We start from the raw sequence: 691 nt of genomic DNA on the forward strand, positions 1-691 counted from the left end.
ACAAGACGCTGCGCAAGAGCGGCGTGGACCGTGCCGACTCCCCGTCCAACCTGGCCCGGGCTCTGGAGGAGACGGCCGTGGGAGCGCCCCGTGTGTCGGACGAACCCGCCGGCGCGACCGTAGCCCGCGGATCCGCCGGCGAAGCGGTCCTCGACTATGTGGCGGAACAGATCCGCACCCTGGTGACGCTGGACCCCGCGGTGCGGCGTGACGTGCCCGACTCCGTGCACAAGATGCGTGTCGCCGCCCGTCGGCTGCGCAGCGTCCTGCGTTCCTACCGTCCGGTCCTGGACCCGAAGATCACCGATCCGGTCCGCAAGGAGCTCAAGTGGCTGGGCGGTGAGCTGGGCGCGGAACGGGACCAGGAAGTCCTTCTGGAACGGCTGAGTTCGAAGGTCGGGGAGGTGCCTGAAGAGTTGGCCTTCGGGCCCGTTTCGGCACGGCTGCAGATCTGGGACGCCCACAAGAGTTCCGAGGCCCGTCGACGCACTCTCCATGCCCTGAACGCAGACCGCTACCTGGCCCTTCTGGACTCCCTGGCAACGCTCACGGAACGGCCCCCGCTACGCGCCAAGGCCGCCCGGAAACCGAAGAAGGTCACGGCCAAGGCCATTGTCAAGGAGTACGGCCGACTGTCCGCCCGCGTGACACACGCGCTGGACCTGTCGCCGGGCACGGACCGCGACACGGC

At 69.2% G+C, this 691-nt stretch carries 1 protein-coding gene; it reads left to right on the forward strand.

From position 1 onward, the window contains the following. The coding region (locus TN53_RS41530) for a CHAD domain-containing protein (RefSeq protein ID WP_046264076.1) at nucleotides 1-691 on the forward strand (691 nt) is incomplete at both ends.

The sequence above is a fragment of the Streptomyces sp. WM6386 genome, from assembly GCF_000972385.1.
GTDB lineage: Bacteria > Actinomycetota > Actinomycetes > Streptomycetales > Streptomycetaceae > Streptomyces.